Below are 19903 nucleotides of genomic sequence, written 5' to 3'. Positions count from 1 at the left end.
GTTATTTTTTGTCTACATCAGTATCTATTCTTTTATGTTAAAGATTCCGATTTCCATTTGCTGCTTTTATATTTTCTTATCACTTTTTTGCCATTGAATGTATGGATTTGGCGCAGTAAATTTAAGATAAATTTTTATCATCACTGGGTATGTATTTATATAGGACTCCTATGCTCCACTTTCTTTTTCTTTCTGTTTAAATCTTTGACAACAGATACAGCAGATTTTTCATCTATAGGCGAATTCTACTTTGATTTATTTTTAACTATATTTGTTTTTTCGTTTGGAGAGATGGTAATATTAATTTGTTTGAACGGGGTTACTTATATTTTTAGAAGATTAGTAGGCTACCTTTGAAGTGCTTTTCTCTTCACTTCTTTAACAAAAGCACCTATAATAAGCGTCTGAAATCCTTATTCAAACAGGATTTCTTCCATTTTCTACTTTTTAACAAATGTCTAATATCAGAGATTTTACCGTATGAGAGTTGAATATAAAAATAGTTAATAAACTCTAAAATTGCAAAAGCATAAATCAATAATGCAATAGATAACCCACCTATTGGCAGCAACGGATACCATTTAATAAAATCAAAAACAAATGCAATGATTGTGACGATAATCATCATTATGTTTAGCCTTTTAAAACGATACAACTGTCGAACGATCTTAATTGGTGTTATGGACGTATTCTCCTTTCGCAGTCTTTTTAATTTTGCATACCAAAAAATGGTTCCTTGTATTAGAAGAAATTCTAAAAGGATGAATGATGCCCAAAAGGAATATAGCGAATACATTCGCAGATTTGGAAATGCATAATTAAATAGATAACTGACAAAAACAAAAACGATGACTGAAGTTAATTCTCCTGTATATAAATAAGATAGCCTTCTTTCTACCATTCCCTTCAAACTTTGCTCACTTCCTGACATATTATATTAAAAAAACGGTCAAAATAGAGATTTGACTAATCCTGTTTTTATATTACCCTGTAAAATGTTAAACACTCGAAAGTTCAGTTCGAGAATTTTTTTATATTTTACTGATTGCCATATTCAATTGGTAAAAACAGCAATATAAAATAATCTATTTTTCTATGAAATATATTTCGACAATCACAAAGATTTCCCCTTCTTTTTTCATCAGAGTGCTCAGATAGCTTCTCCTCATATTTACCTTTGATTTCTCTAAAATAAATGCTGTTTTTGCATAAATTGTTGCCAAGATTAAAATCATGGTCATCAATGTAAGCAAAAAACCGTACAAAAAGAAAAGTATATACCATATCAAACAACGTCAACGGCTATCACAAACGATTGAAAAAGTGGATGGATAGATTTCAAGCAGTAGCTACGATGTATCTTGATAACTACATATTTTTGGTATCGTTTTTGGGACTAAACAAGCAAATACCTTCCAAAGAAGTTATTAAGAAAATGCTTCTAAGTTCTTGTCAGAGACTAAATTTATCAACCATTGCTAAACGAGGGGTGAAAAAAAACTTGGTCAAAATCAACCAAGTTTTTGTCGGTATTTGTATATATAAATTTTTTCGGCAATAAAACTTATCAACAAACCGATTATTAAGGGAACTAACGACCCTATTGATACAAAGAATCCGCTTGCATTATCTGTGTACTCGTATTGCAACATTAACCAAGGAATAGTAAACACATAACCAAGCAAGTAAAGGAAGGCAGTTGTCAGTGCAAACGACCCAAAAGTAACTATGAACCCCTTTAATTTCATTAAAAAACACCTCCTAATTAGACATTTACAAATTTTTCTATTGTTAGTATAATATACATTTTTTTGATTTAATTGCAACAATCTTTTAGAAAAGAGCAAAAATAAAACATCTAATCTCATATATTAAAGTTTTAGCTCTCCATATCACTAAAATATTATCCTTTTAACAATAAATAAAGGTATTTAAATGTCCTCTCAGCAAGGACATTTAAATACCTTTTGTCTTTTTGTGGTGCCTGGCACCCTTATTATTGAGTACGCACAATTCTTTGCTTAAACCCTTTTGTTAGTGGCACAACGATAATACCGGCGATGACTAGTTGCATGATATTACCTGGGACGGAGCCGAATGGCAGGATCCAGTTTCCATAAAGGATTACTTCTGTAAAATAGTAGCCGACAACTTTGATAATCATGGCAACAGCAACTGCCAGTATATATACAAGAGATTTTTTGCCAGGCATCTTTTCCACAATAAGTCCAGCTATATACCCCATAGTACCAACGATAACAAATGTGAACGGAGCCCATAATGTCCATCCTGACATTATATCAAATAAAGCCATTCCAAAAGCTCCTACAATCGCACCTGATTTCTTGCCAAAAATAAATGCAGCAATCAAAAACGGCACGTTACCCAAATGGATTAGTCCCCCATTTCCCATCAATGGCAGCCTGATGTTAATAAACATTGTTGCAAGAAACGTTAAAGTAATAAATAGTGCATTGAGAACCAGGATTCTCGTTTTGTTTTGTTCAGTCGCAAACATGCAAATCATCCTCTTCTTTCAAGTGTTTGTTTTTTAGTTTATAAAAAAGAATCTCCTCTTCTTCCATGATTACTAGTATAATAAAAACTGACAATATAAAAAGTGTCAATTTTTATAAAGTTAACATGGTCAGAAAAGAGGGTTCCCGAATGGATATGCTTATGTTTGCATTGAATAAAAACACAACAAAACCCTTGTATGAGCAGCTTTATATGGGGATCAAATCTGCTATTTTGAGTCAACAAATCGAAGTTGGGACGCAACTTCCCTCCAAAAAAAAATTGGCCGATTTTTTAAACATCAGCCAAACAACGATTGAAGTGGCATATGCGCAGCTGGTTGCAGAGGGCTTTATTGTATCAAAACCGCGGATTGGATTTTTTGTAGAGGATATAAATGAATTACCTTATATTGAAACAGAACATATTGAGTTGCCTATAGAGGATACGGAGAAGAAAATGATTCAATTTGACTTTCACCCTGGAAAAATTGATACAGACTCCTTTCCTTTTTCACAGTGGAGAAAGTATGCAAAAAATTTATATGATAGCTCGTCGAAGGAGTTGTTACAGATTGGAGAACCCCAAGGAGAATACACTTTACGGACGGAAATAGCCAAATATCTATATCAATCGCGTGGGATTGTGTGTAAACCGGAGCAAATTGTAATTGGTTCAGGAACAGAACAACTCTTTCCCATGATTTTAAGGTTGCTTGAGAATGATTCAACCTTAGCCCTTGAAAATCCTGGCTATTCAGCAAGCCCTAGAATTCAACTGCAAAATAAGGCGATCCCTATCCCAGTTGATGAAGATGGATTGATAGTGGAACAACTTGAAAAAACAAATGCCAATGTGGTCTACATTACGCCTTCTCATCAATTTCCGACAGGTGCCGTTCTTTCTGCCACAAGAAGAACACAGTTAATGCAGTGGGCAGCAAAAAGTAAAAATCGCTATATCATTGAAGACGATTATGACAGCGAGTTTCGTTACACTGGTAAACCCATTCCCGCCTTACACGGGATGGACCAAAACGATAAGGTGATTTATCTAAGTACATTCACCAAGTCATTAATGCCCTCATTGCGACTGGCCTATTTTCTTTTACCAACAACCTTGCTGAAAAAATATAAGGAAACATTCAGTTATTATTCAGCAACTGTTCCAAGATTTGACCAGCATATAGTAGCCAGCTTCATGAAAGACGGTTATTTTTCAAAACACTTAAACCGTATGCGGAAAATTTATCGCAAGAAACTTGATAAACTGACCCATATCTTTAAAACAGATTATCCTGAAGTCATCATCACTGGAGATCAAGCCGGAATGCATATTTTAATTTCCCTTCCGCTGCAAAAAAGTGAAAATGAGTTAAAAGCCATCGCAGCCAAAAGCCATATCTCCATTTATCCTTTAAGCGATTATCTGTTAAAACCCATAAAATATAAGCATCCAACATTCCTGTTAGGATTCGGAGGCATCCCATTAGAGAAAATCGAGGAAAGCATTCACCAATTAATGCAATGCTGGGAAATGGCAAAATAGATAAGCTTGTACCAACTCTAGCTAGAATCACTATTTGGTTTATACTATTGCGCAGTATTATTTAAGAAGTATGTGTTAATCCTTCTATTATTGAATAATAAAGAAAACGTCTAAACCTTATTTAGCAAGGTTTTAGACGTTTAATGATTTAAGCGTTAATACGATAAGTACAATCTATTGAACGATATCCACCATTGCTCCAGCCCATAAGGCCTACTTTCTCCTCATCCACTATCCCTGTTTCAACGAGCTTATCACTCCAGATAGAATATCATCGTAATTCGTAATTGCAAGTTCTCTATAGCTTGCTTTTAAAAATTTATTACCATAGCCTAAGCTGCCTTTATAATTTGGTTCTAGCACAATAAAGCCTTTTTCACTAAACTGTTCAATAGGGTATTTTCCATTAAAGCAATCTGAATATATGGGAAAGGATGCCCAAGCAAGACCGCCATGGACTACCACTAATAATGGATATTTTTTAGTAGAATCATAGTTTACTGGTGTTGATATTACCCCTTCTTTTTCGGTACCTTCACTACTTTTCCATGTAACTATTTCCCTTTAACTCATCTTAAACATATCATGGGATACAAAAAAACGTCTAATTTCTTATGCAACAGAATTTAGACATTTTTTAGAAATCATTGAAGCGTTAAGCATATTACATGAAAATATGTTTATTATATTTATCTTTTGCATGGATAAGTGTATTCTTCTAAAGTTTATTTAGAATATCATTAAGAGATTTCAGTTCTTCTTCAATCTTAGAAAGCCTATTTTCTAAAGGTCGTATATTACCATTTACATACTCCAATTTTTCTAAATTATCTTGAACCTGTAAATATTCGTTCTTTAATTCTAATATTTTATATTCAATGTCTTTTTTATTCATTTTCTAGCGCCTCCCCTTTAAAGGATAAAGATAGATACACACTCTTTTAAGTCTAATTTAGTAGTCGAAGTAAATGATTCCCAACCCTTTTTTAGGACCAGTATTTTAGAAATGAATTTATTCGGAATAATCGAAATCTTTCCGCATTATCTTGTAAAGGTAGAAAATAGCTTCGTTTTGTTTAAAATGTTTCGTTTTCAGTCATTTTTTTATTGTATTCACCTTTTTTATGATATTACTATATTTCTTTTCATAGTTTCTATTTTAACAAAAATAAACAAAACAGAACTATAATATGAAAACAATACTTTTGATACTTATGTACTACGAATAGCTCTGTTAGCTAGCTAAAATAAATAACACGGTTAGAACTAACCGTGTTTTAGAGTTAACAATCACCATGTTTATTAAGATGTAATGGTGGTGGAATAAGCCAGCCTTTTTCTTTATTTAAGCGAAGGACTTTCGCTCCAAGAGCTGCCTTTTTAGTATGAAATTGACCATACATGGCCGCAACGTCTTCTCTGATGGATTTACCAATTTTTGGCTGCAAGTAACTAAGCCCGCAGCAATATCAGCAGAAAGTGTAGCTGCTATTGCAGGATCTGGAATTCTTGCTCCAACCGGAATATCCTCTAAACATGCTTCAGGAGGTTCGGGAGCAGCTGATGGTGTAGCGACACCATTTTCTTTCAGAATTTCTTCTAGCTGTTTTTTTTCTTCCTGACAAGTTTCGATAGCTTCGACTAATAACTTCTTTAAATCCCCATCACCAGCATGATTCAACATCGTTTGGTAACCTGCTGTCATACTGTTTCCGGCCAATAGGGAAGCCCAAATATCAAAAACTTCCCCATAGTGTAAGGGCTCTTCCTTTGGATTTCCAGATAAAATCCCCATTATAATCCTCCTTCATGTTAAATAATTCTCTAGTTAGTGCATCTGTTCGCACTTCCATATCTTTTCCAACAATAGAGAAGATTATTGATATTACTGGTCGTTTTTTTCAAATAAATAATATAAGCTATCACAACAATGAACAATACTATGCTAATAGACAACACCTGATTTTCAGTCTTTATAAAGAAATGGCTGCTGAAATCACTTAATAAGGTGGCTCACAGCAATGAACTAAAACTCTGAAAGAACTATGAAGGAAAAAAACTTCTCTATTAAGTCTTAAATTGTATCTAAATGGATTGATTATTCTTAGGTAATGTTAACTTTTCTTAAACAAATGCACCCAATTATTAATGTACGAGCTTTAGGATAAGAAACCTATTGTATAAAAATCAAATTAAAAACCACAATAATTTAATGGAGGAAAGTGGTGTTATAATGAAACATGTTAAAGCTTTTGCGATAAAGTTTATTTCAACACTTGTCCTATTATCGTTAATTTTAATGGTTCTATTTAAATTGCCATTTACAAATGTCTTCATGATTACGGTTGTATTAGGAGTTTTAGCATACGTTATTGGAGATTTATTTATTCTTCCGCGAACCAATAATCTAGTTGCTACCCTTTCAGATTTTGGATTAGCCTTCTTCGTTTTATGGCTAATGAGTGAAAATTTCACATACAGAGGAAATACGGTTATGATGTCGTTAATTGCCTCTTTAGGAGTTTTAATTTTTGAATACTTCTTTCATAAGTACCTTATTCAAAACTTTATACAGGAAGCGAAATCCAATCCACGACAGGAAAAACTTCAGTTTCAAACCGAAATGGCCGAAGAATTTCATCCAAGCAAAAAAACAGATAATGATGAATCTTAGTATTTCTTATTTATACCCAAATAAATATCCACTCAGATTTTTGAGTGGATGTTTATTGTTTTTGACACTATAGTCCAATCATAAAGATAATTCCCTACCCTTAGCCTTTCCGCTATCCTATTGTACTCATGTTTACATATTAGGACTTATATAGTGGTACAGCCTAAATACGTATAAAAATAGGTCATAGAATCACTTTTATTACCCATTAAAAACGATATAAAAGTCCGCAGTTTTCCAAACTAAAAGTTTATCCTTCTAGTAAATGGAAATAATAATATTATAAACTATTAAATGGAGGAGTTAAAGTGGCTAACAACACTAATTACAATGACAAATTACCACCTAACGCCGAATCTTATTGGACAGACACTATTCATTTACCAGAGTACCCCTGCCTTGAGGATGACATGCAAGTTGATGTGGTTATTGTAGGTGGTGGAATTACAGGCATTACTTCCGCCTATCTGTTGGTGAATGCAGGTCTGAAAGTTGCTCTTATTGAAGCAAACAAATTACTGAACGGAACAACGGGACATACCACAGCTAAAATCACTGCCCAGCACGATTTAATTTATGATGAATTAATCCGCTATGCCGGGAAAGACATGGCAAGATTATATTACGAGGCGAACACTGATGCTTTAAAATTTATTCATGAAACGGTCAATAAGCATCAAATTGATTGTGATTTCACTCATCAAGATGCCTATGTCTATTCCACAACAGAAGAATATGCGCGTAAACTAGAAAAAGAAGCAGAAGCCTATGAGGAACTTCTTATTGAAGGCAAACTCATAAACAAACTTCCTTTCGATTTAGAAATATATAATGCACTTGTTATGAAAAATCAAGCTCAATTCCATCCACTTAAATACTTGGCTCATCTTACAAAAATAATCACCGAAAAAGAAGGATACATCTTTGAAAATACAACAGCTGTAAATATCGAGACTGGCGAACACCCAGCAGTTCTTACCCGGGAAGGATCACGAATTACAGCGAAATATGTTCTTGCCTGTTCTCATTTCCCTTTTTATGAAGGTGCTGGACTTTATTCTACAAGAATGCACGCAGACCGTTCCTATATTATTGCTGCAAAGGTTAAAAAAGACTATCCAGGTGGTATGTATATTAGTGCAGATGAGCCGAAAAGATCTCTCCGCTATGCAACAATCAATGGGGAAGAAATGATTCTCATTTCTGGAGAAAGTCATAAAACAGGACAAGGCGGAGAAACACTGAAGCATTACGAGGCCTTAGAGACTTTCGGTCAACAAGTATTCGGAATTGAAAATATTACCTACCGGTGGTCAGCTCAAGATCTAACTACACTAGATAAGATTCCTTACATTGGCGAAATTACTTCCGGCCAAAAAAATATACTAATTGCCACTGGATACCGGAAATGGGGAATGACAAATGGAACTGCAGCTGCGCTTTTATTCCGAGATATCATACTTGGTAATAAGAACAAGTACCAGAAATTGTATTCTCCTTTCCGTTTCAATTTGAATCCAAGTCTAAAAAATTTCTTCATGCAAAATGCGAACGTTGTTAGTCACCTAATTAAAGGTAAGTTAGAAATTCCTCAGAACGATATCAATAATCTATCCCATGATGAGGGGGCTGTTATTGACATTAATGGGCACAGAAAAGGTGCATATAGAGATAAAGAAGGTACGCTTCATATTGTCGATACAACTTGTACTCACATGGGGTGTGAAGTTGCATGGAATGATGGTGAACGATCTTGGGATTGCCCGTGCCACGGTTCAAGATTCTCGTATACAGGGGAAGTGCTGGAAGGACCAGCTGAAAAGCCGTTACAAAAATATGATTATAAAATGTTCGATAACCTTACCTCAGAAGACTCCGGGTATTAATTAACATGAAGTAAGTAAAAACAGCTAAACAATCTTCAGCTGTTCTTATCAGAGGAGGGTTTGTCCCACCCTCCAACTATGCTTTCATAAGATATATCCACGTAGATTTGTAAATTTTTCACTTAAGCAAAAAACAACCTAGTTTATTGATAAAAGTACCTATTAATTTAAGTGTGATTGTTCCTTTATAATTGAATAAATACAAATGTCAGTTAGCTTGCTACATCTGCAGACAAATCATCATTTCTTAAATTGATTCTCTTGACTCCTTAGACAGACATCGAATGGTTTGTCGGAAGCGCTTGCTCACTCCGCCTACCATCTCGGAACAATACGACAGATGATCAAATCGATTAAAGTCCCAAATCAAACATAATTCAGAAAAGAGCCTGTCACTAAGAGACATACGTATCCCTTAGTGACAGACTCTTGCAATAAAGTAAAAGGTACTTAATTTTGTCTGTTTCATTTAAAATAATTATTTTTTTATCAACTTTCCTTCTGCTATCATAAGCATAAATTTTAAAACCCTTCTGCAGCAAAGATGGCTCAAAAAACAGGTGAAACAGTTTAGCTTTTATTTAGTTCTGTCCATCAATCAATTCAGATGACTGTTGTGAAGTTTAGAAGAGCAAAAAAATGTAACTAATATTATCAGCTACATTTTTTTATTTAATATTTCATAATTTCTCGAGTAATGAAATAAAAAGAATATTATCTCGCATTCAATTTAGCCTTTATTTCTTCGTAAGTTTCTACGGTTTTATATGTGTTTACAGAGAAACCATTCGCTACTGTTATACGATTTTCTCTTACTTCTATTATCAACAAAGTGTTAATCAATATTTTTTCATTGGACTTTTTATCCGTTACTTCGATAAATGAATTCAAATCATTCCCTCCTATTTTATTAAAAATAAGAATTTTTAGTGTCACAGGAATTTCCAATCTCCTACAGTTATCGAGGTTTACTCCCCTACCATACCGTCGTTATCATTATCGCGCATATATTTGTACAACCAATGATCACTTGTTATTGGCATACTGAAACCGGCTGCTTTTGCTTCTGCAATTGTCACGATACCATTTCCATTTGTATCAATACTAGAAATATCATCGTTTGTGTTTGTACTACTTGAATCGGAAGGCTCACTATCTGTTAAACCAAGTGATTCGTTTACTTTATCAGGGTTCACATTTTCAAATGAATCTGTAATGACATTTCCGTTTATTGTATAGGTATAATGATAACTGGAAGGAATCTGCGTTTTCGTATTCGGATAAGTGATAATTGCTTCAAAATTTGTGGCTCCACCTGCACTGCGGATAACTTCTTCCATATAAGCTTGATCACCATGTCGGTTGAGCGTGCTATCTTGTGGAGTAATATTATAAGCATTCGATACCCCTCCGAGAGAATCAGCAATGATATGTCCTTCATCTAAAACGTCACTTTCGACACCAGGAACCTTTGCCTCATCTGGGTAATATCTGCCAGACGATAATACAGGTTCGCTATCGTCATCTTGTAGAATGATTTCATCAGCAACAACACGTACTAATTGCCCATATTTATTCGTAAATGCCCAGTATTCACGGTCCCCATATCCAATGTCCACCACGACGCTAGATTCACGATTTCCAGACAAATCCCCACCATCCACTTCAATAAGTTTGTATCCTTTGAACAGTTCATTTTTTGATTGGGTTGGTGTTTCCTCTACTACTAATTCTTCGACATCCTTAGTGTTAGTTTCTTCTTCGCTATTTTTATTTGTATTATCAGTGGTTACTTCTTGTGTTTCTGTTTCTCCATTTTTATTGGACGTATCTTCTACATTAGTACAACCAACCATATAAATGGTCATTAAAATCATGAGTAAATAGTTCATTTTCTTTTTCATTTTATGCTCTCCCATGGTAGTTTTATATTATTCCTTTTAAAAAATCTCGGAATGTTAGGGTGGATTAACAATATTAACCTCATGATAATAGTATATTCGAAGATTAACTTTATTTCAGTAGATATTTGTTGGAAGTGTGAAGGATAAAAATTTTAATAAAGGCTTGCAGAGTATAAAAACAAAAGAGACTAAAAAGGTTAGTATAATATGCTCGCCTTTTAGTCTCTTTTTCTGTTTTCACCCACAGAAACTTTCTCTTGATTTTTCCCTCTTTTACAAGGTCCCATTATACTTTCCGTACATAATCCTCTATCCATTAAATGGGATTATATTACCGATAAATAAGTCCGAAAGAATTTCAAAGTAGCCAAAGCTTTGATTACTTCACAGTTCCTTCGGTAACGATTTTTCCAAAGCTATTTTTAAGTAATCAATATATACTAGAACCTCTTCAGATAAAAATACATCGTTTCGTTTCACCAAGCCCACTTGAATTGGCGTGCCTTCTTCCAATGGAATAGAGATAATATTAGAGTTCATGTAATTATTTACGATACAGCCTGTTCCCAAATTATAGCTATCTGTATTAGATAAGAGATTATTCATTGCTCCTCTGTCCTTGAGATAGACTAATTTCTCCATATTATCTACACTCAGCGTTTCTTCAGCAAAATGCAGCAACATGTCGTCTTGCTGATAGGTTAGATAAGGATAGTCTCTTAACTGCTCCAAGTTTATACTTTCCAAATGAGCCAGAGGGTGCTCTTTTCGTAGAAAGACGTGCTGTTTCAATGTAGCAAGGGGAGTAAACGTTAGTAACTTTGTGGTGAAATAACGTTTGAAAAAATGCTTGTTTAAATCGGTCAGAGATACGATTCCAAGCAAACTTCTTCCTGTATACACGTCATCAATTACATCTGTTGTCTTCCCCTCACGAATCGACAGTTCATATTTCTGCTCTGCAAAATACTCCATGAATTTTGCAACAGCTTCTATCGCAAAACCATAGTGTTGAGAGGAAATAGAAAACTTTGTTAAGTTTACTTTCTTCGCTTTGTTAAAATGATCAACAACAAACTCCATTTGCTCTAGCAATTTTTTTGCGTGAAATAATAGCTCTGTCCCTTCTTTTGTAAAGACGACCCCCTTATTCGTTCTATCTAAAATAGTAATCTCTAACTCTGTTTCGAGTTCCCGCACTGCTTTGCTGATACTCGGCTGTGTTACGAAAAGTGCGGAAGCAGCTTGACTGATAGAATTATGCTTGGAAATTTCCACTATGTATCGAAGTTGTTGGGGAGTCAAGTCCTCACCTTCCCTTATCTAGTTATGCTGGATTCTTTGCTATAACTTTATCCTATAGCAAACGATTAAAAAGTTCAATTTTACGTTTTGTTTGGAACACTCTACAATAATAAATAGGAAAACATATTATGGGAGAAGGAAAATATAATTGCTATTGCCCTGGAAAAGTTTATGATCTTAATTGCTAGAATGGATGCAGCAATTGTTAAAAGTATTGCTATTCATAAAAACTTTAGCATTGTCCATGCTCGCACCATAAAAAAGCAAGGATTCAAGTTCAATAGATGGCTAGAATTAGCTTTTTATCAATTGGCACTACATGGTCTCACTAAACCTTTAGAGGAATAAAATAAATTTTATAGAAAGGTGAAAGGTATGAATCAAGAGAAAATAGGTTATCTTTATACCGCCACAGCCTACTTACTTTGGGGTTTTTTAACATTATACTGGAACACACTAAATTCGGTTTCCTCCATGGAGATATTAGCACATCGCATTTTATGGGGATTTATCTTTGTTGCTCCTCTTCTGTTTTTCCATACCAAAAAGAGACATGCTTTCTTTTCGTTTGTAAATGAATTTAAACGGAATATTCTACAAATCTTTTATATCTTTGTAGCCTCTCTTGCGATAAGTCTAAACTGGCTCATATTTATATGGGCGGTTAATTTTAATCATCTTATCGAAGCAAGTTTAGGACTCTATATTACACCAATCATTAGTATGATTCTCAGTATTCTTGTACTGAAAGAAAGTGTAACGAAAGGTACCATTATATCTATAGGAACGGCTTTTTTAGGCGTATTCGTTATTACGTTTGATTTCGGAAAAATACCTTGGATTGCTATTTCATTAGCTTTTACTTCAGGAATATACGGAGTAATGAAAAAGTATATCAAGGTTGATGCTCTAGTAGGCATGTTTATGGAAACATTGATGGTCGCCCCATTTGCAATCGTTTTTTTACTGTTTTTACAACAAAATCACCAAATGCAGTTTGGCTCAGACGTTCATTTTTCCTTATTATTAATTGGTTCAGGTATCCTTACAGTGTTGCCACTGCTTTGGTTTGCAGAAGGCTCCAAAAGAATTTCTTTAACAACCATTGGATTTTTTCAGTATATTTCTCCGACTATCACTTTTATCCTTGGATTGTTTATATTTGAAAATACCATTACTCGGATGAAATGGATTTCATTTAGTATTATATGGTTCTCTCTTGCTATTTTTTCCTATTCATCGTGGAAAGATAAAAACCATCCAAGAAGGAAAGGGCAACAATGATGATCACCATTTTGCAAAAAATCGATTGCCCTTTCTGTATAATGGCGCTCTCCTTTTCCCTTAAACTTGAAATACTATATTTGCACGTTCTTTTGGGCATTCTTTCTCTACATAATAATCCTCTGCCTTCCAGTACCTGTTCTTAAATTTATCCAGATTCTGCTGTGTTTCCTTCCTTTCTCGTGCAAATCTAGTTTCTTTGGGACAATCTAAATAAAGAATAAAATCGAAGAAATCTCTCCATTCTGTTCGTTGTAAAAAAACTCCCTCCATTATGATTACGTCAGTATGTAACAAGGAAATCATTTCTATTTGGTGGGTATCGGATTTTGAATTATATTTAGGCAACTTTAATTCTGTTGCATTTTTGAGCTTTTTAAAAAGTGTTTCTTGCAATGCACGAACATCCCACTGTAAATGATAGTATTCATGCCACTCGTCATAACCAGTATGATAACGTCGATTTCTTTCTACAATATAATCATCTATATGTAAAATTTTCACAGAAAATCTTTTTTCATGGAGACATGCTTGGAGTTTTTTTACCATCGTTGTTTTTCCAGACCGGCTTAGCCCGTCAATACCCACAACAACTCTTTTCCCTTGTGCCGGTGTTGGAATGCTTGCTGCTATAGCATTTATATTATCTTGCAAATTAGCCCCTCTTTTCTTTTTACAGTTGTTTCCCTAAAATAGCCATCATTCGCTCTCGTTCTTCCTCTTTATCTTTGTATTCAAATAGACCAATCTGATTCCCCCAAGGGTCCTGGAAAGTTCCCCATCTAACAGGCACTTCTTCCCTTCCTTCTATCTGAAAATCTACTACTTCTAACTCGCTCCTTAACCGATTCTGCTCGAAAATGATATCCTTTACGGCCAAGCGGAGGGGTCCGCTACCTTTGGATGGACTACCTTCTGCCACTTGCAGCCAGCACCCCGGCAGTATTTCCCATTCCGCAAACCCTTCATGGGGAATAAAATCCGGTTCCCTTTGAAAAAAAGTGCTGTACCACTTCATTCCATTCGCTATATCCGATACTCTTATTTGATAGGTCATTTCAAAAAACATATACTCACCTCTTTAAATTAGTTGGCATAGTTGCTTCTTTTTAGAATTATTTCTTTTCACTATTCTATTATTCTATCCTTTATAACTATGCTGCTCCTTTCAGTCTTCCATCTCTCTTAAGGATAAATTAAGGTTAAATAGTAATAATAAGAACCATTAACAGGACTTTATACTCAGATTTCCACAATAAGGAGGATTGCAGAAGATTTAAAAATAACTGGAAGAACAAGAAACATATTATCCTAGAATTTAAGCTAAAATATATAATCTTTCTGAATATTATATATTTTAAAACTAAGTAAATCCAATATATTTATATCGGTCATTCAAAAATACATTATAAACGGCGGTCAGACTATATGAAAAAAATATCAACAAAGATTATCCTTTTATCCTTATTAAACTCCGTGTTAGTAGCTATTATAAATGTTAGTGCATCATTATTTATGAATGGGAGTGGCAGCGATACAGCTGCCGCTGATCCAAACATAGGCGCGGCACAACCAATGCAAACTGGCTTTATGATTCCCGCACCTATATTATGGGGATTGATTATTTCGTTAATTATTGGCGTTATATTATCCTATATTTTAGGAAAAGCGATTGAAAAACCGATAGTGAAGGTGACGGAGTTTGCAAAGAAAACAGCCGATTTAAATTTGGTTGATACAGATGACGATTTAGAAAAATTAGTAGAAATAAAAGACCAATCTGGGAATATGGCAAGAGCACTCTATGAAACTAGAAAAGCGCTTAAAAATATTGCTTCTGAACTACAAATAGTGTCTTCAACGGTTACTAATCAATCCAATCAACTTACTAAAAACACAGATGAAAATGTAGGTTCCATTACACAAATCGTAAATACAATCGATCAGCTAGCTGCAGGAAATTCAGAACAAGCGGAAACCATGAGTGGAATTAGCAGGACTTTAACAGATGTCGTTTCTTTAATTGATGGAATAGCCGCGAAAACTTCGGAAAATGCAGAGCAAGCTACTCACTCATTAGATTCTATTAAGGAAGGTCAATTAAGTGTCGATATACAGACGAGGAAAATGGAGGCAACACTTCTTGTATCAAATGAAGTCAATCATTCCATTAATGAACTAAAAGATATGATTCATCAAGTAACAGGATTTGTTGGTATTATTACCTCTATTGCAGAACAAACGAATTTATTGGCATTAAATGCTTCTATTGAAGCTGCCAGAGCTGGCGAAGCTGGAAAAGGATTTTCCGTAGTAGCAGACGAGATTAGGAAACTAGCAGAACAGACATCTCATTCAGCAAGTGAAATAACATCCATTATCGACAAGACTTCTGAGAAGACTGATTTAGCTGTTGCAAATATTGAACAATCCAATAAATTAATAGATGAACAAAGAGATGCATTAAAGATTACAGAAGAAGCTTTTGATAAAATTAGAAGGATGTATAAAGGAATTGTAGACGGTTTTAAACAAACGGCAACTGCTATGAAGACTATTAATGGAAGTTCTCAAACTGTATCGAATCAAATTCAAGAATTAACATCACGTGTGGAAGAATTTGCAGCAAGTACAGAAGAAATATCCGCAACAGGACAAGAGCAGTTAGTTTCTACTGAAACCATTGCCAGTGCTGCTAAAGAATTAGACATTTTGGCTAGTAGATTAAATAAGCAGATTAATAAGTTTAAGATTTCCTAATGGTGATTCCATCTCGAAACATTCAATCCCAAAATGCTGGATAGAACAATTAGTGATAATAGGACAAAGGGACCAAAAGGTTGATTACTTAGATCCCTTTGTCTGTCTTCCCTTTAAAAAGTCCAACTAAACCTTTTTAGTTAAAGGAAATAACACACAATCCTTAATCGTCTCACCTTCTGTTAAAACCATTAAAAGACGTTCAATTCCAAACCCCCAACCAGAAATTGGCGGCATTCCATATTCCATTGCCAATAAGTAGTCTTCATCCATTTCCATTGCTTCTAAATCACCGCCGCTTTTCAAAACTGCTTGTGCCTCTAATCTTCTTCTTTGTTCTAAAGGATCCACTAATTCTGAATAGGCATTGATAATTTCAGCACCATTGACTACTAATTGAAAACGATCGGTAATTGTTGAATTGTCATCATTTGCCCTTGCTAATGGTGATAAATCAATAGGATGTTTGATTAAAAAGGTTGGTCCTATTAAATGTGGACGACACATTTTTTTATATAGATGATCGATGAAGTTCCCCCTACCTAAAGTCTCGATATCCTCTTGTTCTAAATAAATATTTCTCCGCTTTGTTTCTTCATATATGTCTTTTACATCGGGAAATAAATCTATATCAATGCCTGTATCTTTTAGAATTAACTCCCTAAATGAAACAACATTCCATTCTAAAGAGAAATCAATTGTTTTTCCTTGAATGGTAATAACGGTTGTATCAAAAGTATGGTTCAGCACATATAAAATCATTTCACGCATGAGAGCCATTGTATCTTCATAATTCCAATAAGCTGCATAGCCTTCTACCATTGTAAATTCTTGAAGGTGCTGAGGGCTGATCCCTTCATTTCGAAAGCACTTTGCTAACTCAAATACTTTTGTAAAGCCACCTACAATTAATCTTTTCAAGTAAGTCTCTGGTGCAATTCGTAAATTTAATTCTGAATCCAATGTGTTATGATACGTTCTGAATGGACGAGCTAACGCCCCCGAAGAAGTATGCTGTAACACGGGTGTCTCCACTTCTAAGAAACCTTTTTCTTCTAAAAATCTACGAACAGCTCGCACTAACTTTGTTCGTGTTAACATTCGCTCTTTTGTTTCCTTCGTCATCATTAAATCTAAATAACGCTGTCGATAACGGGTTTCTACATTGCTTAATCCATGCCATTTTTCCGGAAGCGGGTGTAATGCTTTTCCAAGTAAAACATATTTTTTAATCCGCAGCGTTTTTTCCTTTGTTTTCGTCGAATACATATTTCCTTCCACGCCAATAAAATCGCCTACATCCAAAAAAGTATCGAAATCATTAGCGGACTGCTCCCCAACCTCCTCTTTTTTCAAAAGAAGTTGCAGACTCCCTTGTATGTCTGAAATCGTGATGAAACTAAATTTACTAAACTTACGAATCCCCATGATTCTTCCTGCTACTCGCACTCCTTCTGTACCATCCTCAAGCAACGCTGCTTCGTAAAGTTCATAATTAGTCTCAAATCTTTCTGGATAGACGAAAACTCCTTTTTCTTTTAAAGCCTCTAATTTTTCGATTCTCCGCGTTGTTTGTTCCTGACTCATTTTAATGCACTCCAGTCTTTTTACTAGATTTTTCAAATACTGATTTATGCATGTATCGATTAAAATAAAAAAACTCCCACCCCCAAGATTATTCATCTTGAGGACGAGAGTTATTATAAACTTCGTGGTACCACCCCAGTTTATTGATATGTTGCCATATCAACCTCTTCGGGTACGGCAACGTTAAATAATTGATTATACCCTATCTCTATAACGGGAGATCCCGTCGCAGCATCACAAAATGAACCATACTCTTTGATCCGTGCGAAAGCTCCAAGTCTTTTTTCATTAAGATTCTTATTACTCCTTTTCACCAACTGGAGCTCTCTTTAAATAATGAATCAAAATTACTCTTCTCTTCCTAGCCAAAATATTCCGTATTTATTTTAGAAAATATTACCTTATATTAAATTTTTAGTCAATAGAGATTTTTTTCTTATACCTTAAAAATCAGGTAAATTATCTAAGTTATTTTCTTTAATCCCATCCGGTTCACTGCGGATAATGTCCCTGCCATACTTATGAAAAACATCTACATGCGCTAACTTCCCTGCTTTTGCTTCATCTAGTGCAGTAATATAATCTAATACTCTGCCGCTGCTTGTTTTAAAAGCGATAATATCATCGTCCTCATTTTTTCGAACAGCGACTATTTGCTCTACACCTGAATCAATTTCCTCAGCGGCTTCCATTTGCGCTTGTCCTTGTGCTTGTTGCAAGTATTCGTCATATATTTTTTGATAGTCTTTTTCATCCATCATTGCCACCTCCAAAACATTAGTATGCTCTGGGAGTACTATAGTTATGTATCTTTCATTTTTCAGCACTTAATAAGATATTTCTCTTTGAAGCTTGGACTTAACTCACTCCACACATCAAATTTATTTCCATTCAGATCGTAAAAGACGAAATTATTACCTGGATGTCCTCTATCCTCAATAACTCCAACCTCGACGCCTTTTTCCTTTAGTTCGGAATGAAGTTTCTGCAATTGTTCTATTCCATCTACCTCAAATGTTAGGAAAAAATGCTCCTTGCCTTTATCATCTTGAAAAGTAGCCTTTGCTCCTTCTTTTGATTTAACAAGAAAGAAGCTTTGGTTTGCAAAGTCCAAAATCGCTTTATCTTCATTTCTGAAATTTTCTATTGCACCTAATTTTTCTTGATACCAGTTTGAAGCTAGCTCCGGGTTTTCAACTGGCAGATAAATTGTTCCAACTCTGTGAATGATTGTATTCATCTTGATTCTCCTTTTTGGATAAAGTAAGATTACCTAACTTCATTCGACAAAAGGGATAGATATCCTTTCTATTTCTTTTGTAAAAATCAGAGTTTAGTTAAGCAAAGCTCTTATCCTTGCAAAAAAAAAGTAGCTTGAAATAAAATGCTACTCTCCTTCCTTCAACCAGATGAAATTATTGAATATCCCTATTGCTAACAAAGATTTTTCAGTATTATTACTATATTTTGTTTCATAGAGCGTGAACAAGACAAAATCTTTTTTAGTTGTACCTATTTTAATCAAAGATCCACCAAGTAATCCTAGTAATGGTCCCTCTTCTTGTTTAATTTGATCTCCGACCCATTCTGCATATTCATCTTTATCTGAAGGATTAGTTACAATAGAAATCATTAAGGCAAAGCAAAGTAGTAATAGAAGCCAGTATCTTTTCTTCATAAGATTTCATCCTTAATTTTTTCTTCTAGTATTTCCTAATAAATGAAAATTAATCCTAAAAATACAAACAAAAAGAATCAGGAATCTTAATGAAAATTTGGATATAAATTATTAAGTGGTAATGTTACAAGTCGTGTTAATGACAAGTTGTTCAGAAAAGTAAATGCTGTAACTGAGCTCGGCGAATCATTTTGATTAATCATATAAAAATTCTTGATTTCCATTTCTATTAACAAAGAAAAATCCCACCCTTCGTATGATATCTGTCATACAAGAGTGGGGTGTAGTTCACTATATTACTCACCTAAATCCACATTATAATACACTTGCTACACACCGTCTAAATTAGGACTTATAATTCTTGTTGTTCAAGTAACGCCCCCGTTAGTTTAAGTGTATTCTTTCACAAATTGGAAGATAATTAATCCTTTTTAACTTAATTTATGAGAATAAAATGCTTCAACAATTTGTTAAGCAATATTTTTCATCTACTCACTAAATTTTTTAAATTCATCAATATAGTAAGCTACGTAACCACAACTTGAGCAAACGGCTGCTTTAGGTTTTGCTGATACATTTTTAAAAAGTCCCTTTCCTTTTTTACTTATCTTAATTCCGTACATACCTCCTTCAACATTTACCTTACAACCTGTTATCATTTCATTTTGACAGTGAATACATTCCATTTTTATTTCCCCTTTAATTACTAAATCTGTTTATTTAGGTACGATCGAATAGTGCTAAAAGTTCCACTCAAAAA

19 protein-coding genes, 3 pseudogenes and 1 other annotated feature are annotated in these 19903 nt (G+C 34.4%); of the genes and pseudogenes, 7 read left to right on the top strand and 15 right to left on the bottom strand.

All coding sequences use genetic code 11. The annotated features are described in order from the left end of the window. Positions 1–391 precede the first annotated feature (391 nt). Positions 392–910 (bottom strand): general stress protein, encoded by a 519-nt coding sequence (locus tag NYE52_RS09900; RefSeq protein ID WP_341192907.1) that lies wholly within the window; start codon positions 908–910, stop codon positions 392–394. A 326-nt stretch (positions 911–1236) separates the two neighbouring features. Between NYE52_RS09900 and NYE52_RS09895 the strand changes: the two are divergent. Next, positions 1237–1477 (top strand): annotated as a pseudogene (locus tag NYE52_RS09895) (IS1595 family transposase); the annotation flags it as partial. Positions 1478–1996: 519 nt separating this feature from the next. Here the strand turns inward: NYE52_RS09895 and NYE52_RS09890 are convergent. Next, positions 1997–2518 (bottom strand): ECF transporter S component, encoded by a 522-nt coding sequence (locus NYE52_RS09890; protein ID WP_445669103.1) that lies wholly within the window; start codon positions 2516–2518, stop codon positions 1997–1999. A gap of 149 nt (positions 2519–2667) precedes the next feature. Here NYE52_RS09890 and pdxR point away from each other — a divergent pair, with 149 nt between their 5' ends. Then, positions 2668–4065 carry a MocR-like pyridoxine biosynthesis transcription factor PdxR gene (pdxR, locus tag NYE52_RS09885; protein ID WP_341192905.1) on the top strand — a complete coding sequence of 466 codons (1398 nt, stop codon included), beginning with the start codon at positions 2668–2670 and terminating at the stop codon, positions 4063–4065. 166 nt (positions 4066–4231) lie between these two features. Here pdxR and NYE52_RS09880 read toward each other — a convergent pair. The 3 genes and pseudogenes from NYE52_RS09880 to NYE52_RS09870 all read right to left on the bottom strand — a co-directional run. Continuing rightward, positions 4232–4629 (bottom strand): annotated as a pseudogene (locus NYE52_RS09880) (alpha/beta hydrolase family protein); the annotation flags it as partial. Positions 4630–4783: 154 nt separating this feature from the next. Further along, positions 4784–4960 (bottom strand): SE1832 family protein, encoded by a 177-nt coding sequence (locus NYE52_RS09875; protein WP_341192904.1) that lies wholly within the window; start codon positions 4958–4960, stop codon positions 4784–4786. A gap of 388 nt (positions 4961–5348) precedes the next feature. Next, positions 5349–5860 (bottom strand): annotated as a pseudogene (locus NYE52_RS09870) (DUF3231 family protein). Between the two features lie 438 nt (positions 5861–6298). Here NYE52_RS09870 and NYE52_RS09865 point away from each other — a divergent pair. Beyond that, positions 6299–6739, top strand: coding sequence for a YndM family protein (locus tag NYE52_RS09865; RefSeq protein WP_341192903.1), 441 nt, complete (start codon positions 6299–6301; stop codon positions 6737–6739). A 308-nt stretch (positions 6740–7047) separates the two neighbouring features. After that, positions 7048–8625, top strand: coding sequence for an FAD-dependent oxidoreductase (locus tag NYE52_RS09860; protein WP_341192902.1), 1578 nt, complete (start codon positions 7048–7050; stop codon positions 8623–8625). 714 nt (positions 8626–9339) lie between these two features. Here the strand turns inward: NYE52_RS09860 and NYE52_RS09855 are convergent. The 3 genes from NYE52_RS09855 to NYE52_RS09845 all read right to left on the bottom strand — a co-directional run bounded on the left by NYE52_RS09855 (position 9340) and on the right by NYE52_RS09845 (position 11834). Continuing rightward, complete coding sequence (locus NYE52_RS09855) at positions 9340–9516, bottom strand: hypothetical protein (RefSeq protein ID WP_341192901.1); 177 nt, start codon at positions 9514–9516, stop codon at positions 9340–9342. A 77-nt stretch (positions 9517–9593) separates the two neighbouring features. Then, positions 9594–10529 carry a DNA/RNA non-specific endonuclease gene (locus tag NYE52_RS09850; RefSeq protein ID WP_341192900.1) on the bottom strand — a complete coding sequence of 312 codons (936 nt, stop codon included), beginning with the start codon at positions 10527–10529 and terminating at the stop codon, positions 9594–9596. A 384-nt stretch (positions 10530–10913) separates the two neighbouring features. Next, a complete protein-coding gene (locus NYE52_RS09845) occupies positions 10914–11834 on the bottom strand; it encodes a LysR family transcriptional regulator (RefSeq protein WP_341192899.1) in 921 nt (306 codons plus the stop codon). A gap of 171 nt (positions 11835–12005) precedes the next feature. Between NYE52_RS09845 and NYE52_RS09840 the strand changes: the two genes are divergently transcribed. Together NYE52_RS09840 and rarD are read left to right on the top strand one after the other, a co-directional pair. Then, a complete protein-coding gene (locus NYE52_RS09840; RefSeq protein WP_341192898.1) occupies positions 12006–12182 on the top strand; it encodes a hypothetical protein in 177 nt (58 codons plus the stop codon). 27 nt (positions 12183–12209) lie between these two features. Beyond that, complete coding sequence (rarD, locus tag NYE52_RS09835; RefSeq protein WP_341192897.1) at positions 12210–13118, top strand: EamA family transporter RarD; 909 nt, start codon at positions 12210–12212, stop codon at positions 13116–13118. Positions 13119–13178: 60 nt separating this feature from the next. Here the strand turns inward: rarD and NYE52_RS09830 are convergent, their stop codons facing one another. Next, complete coding sequence (locus tag NYE52_RS09830; protein ID WP_341192896.1) at positions 13179–13772, bottom strand: kinase; 594 nt, start codon at positions 13770–13772, stop codon at positions 13179–13181. 19 nt (positions 13773–13791) lie between these two features. Next, positions 13792–14187, bottom strand: coding sequence for a VOC family protein (locus tag NYE52_RS09825; RefSeq protein ID WP_341192895.1), 396 nt, complete (start codon positions 14185–14187; stop codon positions 13792–13794). Positions 14188–14546: 359 nt separating this feature from the next. Here NYE52_RS09825 and NYE52_RS09820 point away from each other — a divergent pair, with 359 nt between their 5' ends. Next, on the top strand, positions 14547–15878 hold the full coding sequence (locus tag NYE52_RS09820; protein WP_341192894.1) for a methyl-accepting chemotaxis protein: 1332 nt from the start codon (positions 14547–14549) through the stop codon (positions 15876–15878). Positions 15879–16004: 126 nt separating this feature from the next. Here NYE52_RS09820 and lysS read toward each other — a convergent pair whose 3' ends face one another. The 5 genes from lysS to NYE52_RS09795 all read right to left on the bottom strand — a co-directional run bounded on the left by lysS (position 16005) and on the right by NYE52_RS09795 (position 19829). Next, the gene (gene lysS, locus NYE52_RS09815; protein ID WP_341192893.1) at positions 16005–17465 is read right to left on the bottom strand and encodes a lysine--tRNA ligase; all 1461 of its coding nucleotides are present in this window, start codon (positions 17463–17465) and stop codon (positions 16005–16007) included. A gap of 96 nt (positions 17466–17561) precedes the next feature. After that, positions 17562–17837: a binding site (T-box leader), on the bottom strand. 71 nt (positions 17838–17908) lie between these two features. Further along, positions 17909–18223, bottom strand: coding sequence for a DUF3892 domain-containing protein (locus NYE52_RS09810; RefSeq protein ID WP_341195151.1), 315 nt, complete (start codon positions 18221–18223; stop codon positions 17909–17911). Positions 18224–18285: 62 nt separating this feature from the next. After that, positions 18286–18705, bottom strand: coding sequence for a VOC family protein (locus tag NYE52_RS09805; protein ID WP_341192892.1), 420 nt, complete (start codon positions 18703–18705; stop codon positions 18286–18288). 147 nt (positions 18706–18852) lie between these two features. Beyond that, a complete protein-coding gene (locus NYE52_RS09800) occupies positions 18853–19143 on the bottom strand; it encodes a DUF4359 domain-containing protein (protein ID WP_341192891.1) in 291 nt (96 codons plus the stop codon). Positions 19144–19631: 488 nt separating this feature from the next. Continuing rightward, on the bottom strand, positions 19632–19829 hold the full coding sequence (locus tag NYE52_RS09795) for a nucleic acid-binding protein (protein WP_341192890.1): 198 nt from the start codon (positions 19827–19829) through the stop codon (positions 19632–19634). Positions 19830–19903 lie beyond the last annotated feature (74 nt).

It is taken from the genome of Niallia sp. FSL W8-0635, from assembly GCF_038007965.1.
Classification (GTDB): domain Bacteria; phylum Bacillota; class Bacilli; order Bacillales; family Cytobacillaceae; genus Niallia.
The sequence above is the reverse complement of the archived record's forward strand: the minus strand, read 5'-3'. Positions and strand labels throughout refer to the sequence as shown.

Excerpts from the sequence above, each read along its gene's own strand:
- NYE52_RS09890 (WP_445669103.1), bottom strand. The coding sequence starts at position 2,518 with ATGTTTGCGACTGAACAAAACAAAACGAGAATCCTGGTTCTCAATGCA.
- pdxR (WP_341192905.1), top strand. The coding sequence starts at position 2,668 with ATGGATATGCTTATGTTTGCATTGAATAAAAACACAACAAAACCCTTG.
- NYE52_RS09875 (WP_341192904.1), bottom strand. The coding sequence starts at position 4,960 with ATGAATAAAAAAGACATTGAATATAAAATATTAGAATTAAAGAACGAA.
- NYE52_RS09865 (WP_341192903.1), top strand. The coding sequence starts at position 6,299 with ATGAAACATGTTAAAGCTTTTGCGATAAAGTTTATTTCAACACTTGTC.
- NYE52_RS09850 (WP_341192900.1), bottom strand. The coding sequence starts at position 10,529 with ATGAAAAAGAAAATGAACTATTTACTCATGATTTTAATGACCATTTAT.
- NYE52_RS09840 (WP_341192898.1), top strand. The coding sequence starts at position 12,006 with ATGATCTTAATTGCTAGAATGGATGCAGCAATTGTTAAAAGTATTGCT.
- rarD (WP_341192897.1), top strand. The coding sequence starts at position 12,210 with ATGAATCAAGAGAAAATAGGTTATCTTTATACCGCCACAGCCTACTTA.
- NYE52_RS09825 (WP_341192895.1), bottom strand. The coding sequence starts at position 14,187 with ATGTTTTTTGAAATGACCTATCAAATAAGAGTATCGGATATAGCGAAT.
- NYE52_RS09820 (WP_341192894.1), top strand. The coding sequence starts at position 14,547 with ATGAAAAAAATATCAACAAAGATTATCCTTTTATCCTTATTAAACTCC.
- lysS (WP_341192893.1), bottom strand. The coding sequence starts at position 17,465 with ATGAGTCAGGAACAAACAACGCGGAGAATCGAAAAATTAGAGGCTTTA.
- NYE52_RS09810 (WP_341195151.1), bottom strand. The coding sequence starts at position 18,223 with ATGGATGAAAAAGACTATCAAAAAATATATGACGAATACTTGCAACAA.
- NYE52_RS09805 (WP_341192892.1), bottom strand. The coding sequence starts at position 18,705 with ATGAATACAATCATTCACAGAGTTGGAACAATTTATCTGCCAGTTGAA.
- NYE52_RS09800 (WP_341192891.1), bottom strand. The coding sequence starts at position 19,143 with ATGAAGAAAAGATACTGGCTTCTATTACTACTTTGCTTTGCCTTAATG.
- NYE52_RS09795 (WP_341192890.1), bottom strand. The coding sequence starts at position 19,829 with ATGGAATGTATTCACTGTCAAAATGAAATGATAACAGGTTGTAAGGTA.